The sequence below is a fragment of the Castellaniella denitrificans genome (genome assembly GCF_042653765.1).
GTDB lineage: Bacteria > Pseudomonadota > Gammaproteobacteria > Burkholderiales > Burkholderiaceae_B > Castellaniella > Castellaniella denitrificans.
On the sequence record NZ_JBHSEZ010000002.1, the window covers coordinates 1 to 6,104 of the forward strand.

Genomic DNA, 6,104 nt, shown 5'->3' on the forward strand with positions numbered 1-6,104 from the left:
CCGCCGCCGACGCGCAGGCGGACCAGGCCGGCGCGGACAGCCGTTTCCGCATGCCGCGCGCCGACGCCTCGGCGGGCGCGCCCGCCGCCGACCGCGCGATCCCGCGGGCGGACGCGCCGGCTCCGGCCGACGCCCGGGAACCCGGCCGCGCCCGGGCCGCCACGGCCCAGTCCCATGCGCAATCCGCCGGCCAGGCCCTCGCGGCGCAAGCCGCCGCCGGATCCCAGGCCGCGGAGCCCTCCGCCCACGCCCGGTCCGCCTCCGGCCCGGAAACGATCCAGGCTCCGGCGCCGACCGCCGCCCTGGCCTCGGCCGCCGCGCCCGCCGGCGCCTCCCTGCTACCGGCCGCGGCTCCGGCCCCCGCCACGGCGTCCGTCGCCGTGCCCACCCCGCTGTCCAATCCGCAGTGGCCCCAGGATTTCAGCCGGCAGATCCTGCACCTGACCCAGAACCTCGCCGGCACGGGCAATACCGTGCAGATGCACGTCAACCCGCCGGAACTCGGGCCGATCCACATCACCCTGCACGTGGGCGACTCCATCGCCCAGGCCTCCTTCGTCTCGCCGCATGCCAGCGTGCGCCAGGCCCTGGAAAACGCGCTCCCCCATCTGGAACAGCAACTGGCCCAGGCCGGCCTGTCGCTGGGCCAGGCGGATGTCGGCAGCCAGCAGTCCGGCCAGCAGGCCTACGCCCAGGGCCAGGCGCAGCCGTCCCGGGACGGCGGGTCCACCTTCAGTCTGGACGGCCAGGCCGTCGAGGCGGCCTCGCTGCCGGCCGCATCCCCGGCCCCCAGGACCGTTTCCCGTCCGGATGCGCTGGTGGATACCTTCGCGTGAACCCTTTCGCTTTCCTGGGCAGGACCCGCATTACAATGCTTCATTTTGCCCCCCAGTCATCGTGACGCATTAACCCGGAACCATGCTCAGGCTACTCAAATTCATTCTCCTGCTCATCATCGTCATCGGCGCCTCGGTCGGCGCAACGATGTGGTTCACGAGTAGGGACAGCGCGCCCGGCGTCCCGGCCGCCGTCCAGACGGCGGAACAGCCGGCCCAGGCGCCACCGCCTGTCGTCCCGGCGCCCATCTTCGCGGAACTCGACCCCTTCACGGTCACGCTGTACGGTGAAACCCGCAACCGGATCCTCTACACCGCGATCACCCTGCGCCTGGGCGACGAAGCCTCGCGCAAGCAGATCACGGACTACATGCCCGAAGTCCGCGACCGCATCCTCAAGGTCCTCTCGGCGCAGCAGCTGCCCCTGATCCAGACGCCGGAAGGCCGCCAGGCGCTGGCCGACGGCCTGAAGGCCGCGCTGACGCGGCCGTTCGCGGCACAACTGCCCGGCCCGCAGATCGCCGACGTGCTCTTCACCGCTTTCGTGGTGCAGTAATGGCCTACCAGAGCATGCTCTCCCAGGATGAAGTCGATGCCCTGCTCGCAGGCGTCACCGGCGAGGAATCCTCGGGCCAGCAGGCCGCGTCCGAATCCCAGGATGGCGTCCGCCCCTACGACCTGGGCTCGCCGGACCGCGTCGTGCGGCACCGGATGCAGACCCTGGAGCTGATCAACGAACGCTTCGCCCGCCGCCTGCGCTCGATGTTCTTCGGCTTCATGCGCCGCAACGCCGACATCACCGTCAACGCGATCAAGATCCAGAAATACTCGGACTTCGAGCGCAACCTGCCCGTGCCCAGCAACCTGAACATGGTGGCCCTGAAGCCGCTGCGCGGCACGGGCCTGTTCACCTACGATCCGAACCTGGTCTTCCTGGTCATCGACAGCCTCTTCGGGGGCCACGGGCGCTACAACACCCGCATCGAAGGCCGCGACTTCACCAACACGGAACAGCGCATCATCCGCCGGCTGATGGGCCTGACGCTGGACTGCTACCGCGAAGCCTGGGAATCCGTCTATCCGCTGGAGCTGGAATACATCCGCTCGGAAATGCACACCAAGTTCGCCAGCATCAGCACGGGCAACGACATCGTGGTGGTGGCCTCCTTCAACATCGAACTCGGCGCATCCGGAGGCAAGCTCAACATCTGCCTGCCCTATTCCATGCTCGAACCCATCCGCGACCTGCTCTCGCGCCCGCTCCAGCAGGCCGCCTCCGACGCGATCGACCAGCGCTGGACCCAGCAGCTCTCGCGCGAGGTCCGCAGCGCCGAGGTCGAGCTGGCCGTGGAATTCGCCCGGATCGACACCTCCATCGCCGAACTGCTGCACCTCGCCGTGGGCGACGTGCTGCCGGTGGACATCCGTCCCCTCGTCACGGCCCGCGTGGGCGGCGTTCCCGTGCTGGAATGCGGCTACGGCACCTTCAACGGCCGCTATGCCCTGCGCGTGCACAAGGTGCTCGCCTCGCCCGACGACTCCGACAAACTGCTAGCCCGCACGAAAAAATGAGCGACATCAAAGACGACACCCAGGACCCGAACCTGCCGGGCCAAGCATCCGGTGGCTCCGTGGAAGACGACTGGGCCGCCGCCATGGCCGAACAGCAGTCCGCGCACGACCAGCCCACCCAGGCCAGCGGCCTGGGCGCGGAGGACGACTGGGCCGCCGCCCTGGCGGAGCAGACCGCCGCGGCCCCGGCATCGGCGGCCGCCGCCCAGCCCGCCGCCGCCCAGGTGTTCCAGCCGCTGGCCGGCCAGGCCGCCGAGGGCGACAGCGACATCGACATGATCATGGACATCCCCGTCCAGCTCTCGGTGGAACTGGGCCGCACGCGCCTGACGATCAAGAACATCCTGCAGCTGGGCCAGGGCTCGGTGGTGGAACTCGACGGCCTGGCCGGCGAACCCATGGACATCTACGTCAACGGCTACCTGATCGCCCAGGGCGAAGTCGTGGTCGTGGACGAGAAGTACGGCATCCGCGTCACCGACATCATCACGCCTTCGGACCGCATCGCGCGGCTGAACAACCGCCGCTGATCCGCCATGGACCAGGACCAGATCCTGCGCGTCGTCCTCGCCCTGCTGTTCATCCTGGGCCTGCTGCTGATGCTGGCCTGGGTCGCCCGCCGGGGCGGCTGGCTGCCGGGCCGCGCCCAGACCGCCCGCCTGCGCGTGCTCGGTACGCTCAGCCTGGGGGCGCGCAGCTCGGTCGCCCTGGTCCAGGTCGAGGGCGCCCGCCTGGTGCTGGGCGTGACCGCCCAGCAGATCACCCTGCTGCATGCCCTGCCGGACGCCCCCGGGACCGGCGATGCCGCGTCCGGGGACTTCGCCGAAGTCCTCGGCAAGACCCTTTCAGGCTCCTGATGCGCCGCCCCGCCCCGCACGCCGCGCGATCGGCGCCCTGGCTGCTGGCCGGCCTGGCGCTGATCCTGGCCTGGCCCGCCGGCGCCCTGGCGCAGGCCACCCTGCCCGCCCTGACCGCCACGCCCGGCCCCAACGGCACGGAAACCTGGTCGCTCAGCGTCCAGACGCTGGTCATGCTGACCATGCTGTCGTTCCTGCCGGCGGCGCTGCTGATGATGACGGGCTTCACCCGCATCATCATCGTGCTCGGGCTGCTGCGCAACGCCCTGGGCACGGGGGTCTCGCCGCCCAATTCGGTCCTGGTGGGCCTGGCCCTGTTCCTGACCTTCTTCACGATGTCGCCGGTCTTCGACCAGATCTACGCCCAGGCCTACCAGCCGCTGTCGCGCGACCAGATCACCTTCGAGCAGGCGCTGGACCGGGGCAGCCAGCCGCTCAAGACCTTCATGCTGCGCCAGACCCGGGAATCGGATCTGGCGATGTTCGCCGAAATGGCCGGCGTCGGTCCGCTGGAAGACCAGAACGCCGTCCCCCTGCGCGTCCTGGTGCCGGCTTTCGTCACGAGCGAGCTCAAGACGGCCTTCCAGATCGGCTTCACGATCTTCATCCCCTTCCTGATCATCGACCTGGTGGTCGCCAGCCTGCTGATGGCGCTGGGGATGATGATGGTGCCGCCGGTGACGATCTCGCTGCCCTTCAAGCTGATGCTGTTCGTGCTGGCCGACGGCTGGCACCTGCTGCTGGGCTCGCTGGCCCGCAGCTTCTACCAATAGGAGGCCCGGCATGACGCCAGAAGCCGTGATGTCCATGACCTACCAGGCACTGCGCGTGGCCCTGATCATGGCCGGCCCGCTGCTGCTGATGACCCTGGCCGTGGGCCTGATCATCAGCATCTTCCAGGCGGCCACGCAGATCAATGAAATGACGCTGTCGTTCATCCCCAAGCTGCTGGCCGTGGGCGCCACCCTGGTGCTGCTCGGTCCGTGGCTGATCAGCACCATGGTGGACTACATCCGCTCGCTGCTCGACTCCATCCCCGGCCTGGCCTCGTAGGGCCCGGCCGCCGCGCAGGGCCATGATTTCCTTCCAGATCGGCCAGCTCTACGACTGGATCAACGGCCTGCTGTGGCCCCTGTTCCGCATCGCCGGCCTGGTGGCGATGGCCCCCGTCCTCGGGGAATCCTCCGTCCCCATGCGGGTGAAGATCGGCCTGTCCGTCGTCATCACCCTGATCGCCGCGCCATTGATCGGCGCCATGCCCGACGTCGCGCCGGCCTCCTGGAGCGGACTGCTGATCGCCGTCCAGCAGGTGCTGATCGGCATGGCGCTGGGCCTGTGCATGCGGCTGATCTTCACGGCCACGATGATGGCGGGGGAGTTCGTGGGCCTGCAGATGGGCCTGGCCTTCGCCTCGTTCTTCGATCCGGCCACCGGCGCCAACACGGCGGTGCTGTCGCGCCTGCTCAATCTGGTGGCGATGCTGATCTTCCTGGCGGTGAACGGCCACCTGCTGATGCTCGACGGCCTGGTCCGCACCTTCGAGCTGTTGCCCGTGGGGGCGCCGCTGATGACCGACGGCTGGGGCGCGCTGCTGGACTGGAGCGCCCAGCTCTGGATTTCCGGCATCCTGCTGGCGCTGCCGCTGATCATCGTGCTGCTGACGATCAACCTGTCCCTGGGGATCCTGAACCGCACGGCGCAGCAGCTGTCGGTGTTCGCCGTGGGCTTTCCGATTTCCCTGACCACGGGCCTGATCATGCTGGCCATCGTGCTGCCCCAGAGCGGCGATTTCCTGGCCGGCCTGTTCGAGGGCGGCTACCAGGCCATGGCCCGCATCGCGCGCAGCCTGGCGGGGCTGTAGGCCCGGCCGCCGCGCGCGGACACCCGGGCCGCGGGCCATCGGCCCCGGCATGCCTCAATGATCGCCCTTCCGCACCGGGTAGGTGACCCCGGGGACGACCTTCGTGCCGGCCGGCAGCAACGGATTGGCGGCGGACGCGGCGCCCTGGCCCGAAGCGGCGGACTTCTTCGCCTGGGCGGATCGGCCGCTCCTGGAGGTCTGGCCGGACCGGGCCGGCTTGGCCGGTTTCACGGACGGCTGGACGGCGGGGGCCGGCGCGGCAGGCGGAGGGAGGGTCAGGGACGCGGGCTGGATGGCCTCGGCGGCCGGCACGGCCACCGGCGTGGCGCCGGCATCCGTTTCCTGCACCGACTGCACAACAACGGTCCGGGGCGGCGCCTGGCGCGCGACCCGTTCCTGTTCGGCCCTGGCCTCCCGGTCGGCTTCCTCCGCCGTCCGGGGATGCCGGTTCAGCGGCAGATTGACGGCATTCTCCATGCGCTGGAACGTCCCGTCCGGGCCGAAGCGCAGCCAGGCCTCCTGGCGGAAATACACGGCATCCGTGGCGACGGTGCCCTTGTAGGCCCAGCGGGCCAGCGTGGTGTCGCCCTGCCGCCAGACGTCCACCGGACGGGCGCCCAGGTAGCCGGAAGCCTGCTCCATCGTCGTACGGCCCTCCACGATGCGGTCCAGGCCCGACGAATTGAAGGATTCGCCGGTGGATGCGCACGCCGACAGCAGCGCGGCCGAAACCGCCAGCGCGGCCCAGCGCAGCCGCCGGGCACTCGGCGAGACCCCGCCCGAAACCGGCGCGGACATCCGGCGCGCAAAGAAAAACCCCATGTTCAGAACTCCTCCCATTCTTCCTCGCGCGCCGGCTGGCGGGCGGGTGCGGCCGCGCGCGCGGCGGGCAGGCGCGGCGCGGCGCCCGCGGAACGATCGCGCCGGGCCGCCCGGACGGGCGCCGCGGCCGGAGCGGGCGCCGGATCGGGTTCGGCG

9 protein-coding genes are annotated in these 6,104 nt (G+C 70.3%); 8 read left to right on the forward strand and 1 reads right to left on the reverse strand.

The genetic code is table 11. The features are described 5' to 3' along the window. The 8 genes from ACFO27_RS05460 to fliR form a co-directional block, all read left to right on the forward strand. The coding region (locus ACFO27_RS05460; protein WP_376816422.1) for a flagellar hook-length control protein FliK at positions 1-836 on the forward strand (836 nt) is incomplete at its 5' end. A gap of 82 nt (positions 837-918) precedes the next feature. Further along, a complete protein-coding gene (locus tag ACFO27_RS05465; RefSeq protein WP_376816423.1) occupies positions 919-1,392 on the forward strand; it encodes a flagellar basal body-associated FliL family protein in 474 nt (157 codons plus the stop codon). Continuing rightward, positions 1,392-2,408, forward strand: coding sequence for a flagellar motor switch protein FliM (gene fliM / locus ACFO27_RS05470; protein ID WP_376816424.1), 1,017 nt, complete (start codon positions 1,392-1,394; stop codon positions 2,406-2,408). The genes ACFO27_RS05465 and fliM overlap by 1 nt, the downstream gene beginning before the upstream one ends. Next, the gene (gene fliN / locus ACFO27_RS05475) at positions 2,405-2,938 is read left to right on the forward strand and encodes a flagellar motor switch protein FliN (RefSeq protein ID WP_376816425.1); all 534 of its coding nucleotides are present in this window, start codon (positions 2,405-2,407) and stop codon (positions 2,936-2,938) included. Before fliM ends, fliN begins: the two co-directional genes overlap by 4 nt. 6 nt (positions 2,939-2,944) lie before the next feature. Beyond that, positions 2,945-3,265 (forward strand): flagellar biosynthetic protein FliO, encoded by a 321-nt coding sequence (gene fliO / locus ACFO27_RS05480; RefSeq protein WP_376816426.1) that lies wholly within the window; start codon positions 2,945-2,947, stop codon positions 3,263-3,265. Then, the gene (gene fliP, locus ACFO27_RS05485; protein ID WP_376816427.1) at positions 3,265-4,038 is read left to right on the forward strand and encodes a flagellar type III secretion system pore protein FliP; all 774 of its coding nucleotides are present in this window, start codon (positions 3,265-3,267) and stop codon (positions 4,036-4,038) included. The genes fliO and fliP overlap by 1 nt, the downstream gene beginning before the upstream one ends. Before the next feature lie 10 nt (positions 4,039-4,048). Continuing rightward, positions 4,049-4,318, forward strand: coding sequence for a flagellar biosynthesis protein FliQ (fliQ, locus tag ACFO27_RS05490; RefSeq protein WP_376816428.1), 270 nt, complete (start codon positions 4,049-4,051; stop codon positions 4,316-4,318). 22 nt (positions 4,319-4,340) lie between these two features. Continuing rightward, positions 4,341-5,126 (forward strand): flagellar biosynthetic protein FliR, encoded by a 786-nt coding sequence (fliR, locus tag ACFO27_RS05495; protein WP_376816429.1) that lies wholly within the window; start codon positions 4,341-4,343, stop codon positions 5,124-5,126. 54 nt (positions 5,127-5,180) lie between these two features. On the opposite strand, the gene ACFO27_RS05500 is transcribed toward fliR, so the two are convergent. Further along, complete coding sequence (locus ACFO27_RS05500) at positions 5,181-5,948, reverse strand: hypothetical protein (protein ID WP_376816430.1); 768 nt, start codon at positions 5,946-5,948, stop codon at positions 5,181-5,183. Positions 5,949-6,104: the final 156 nt, after the last annotated feature.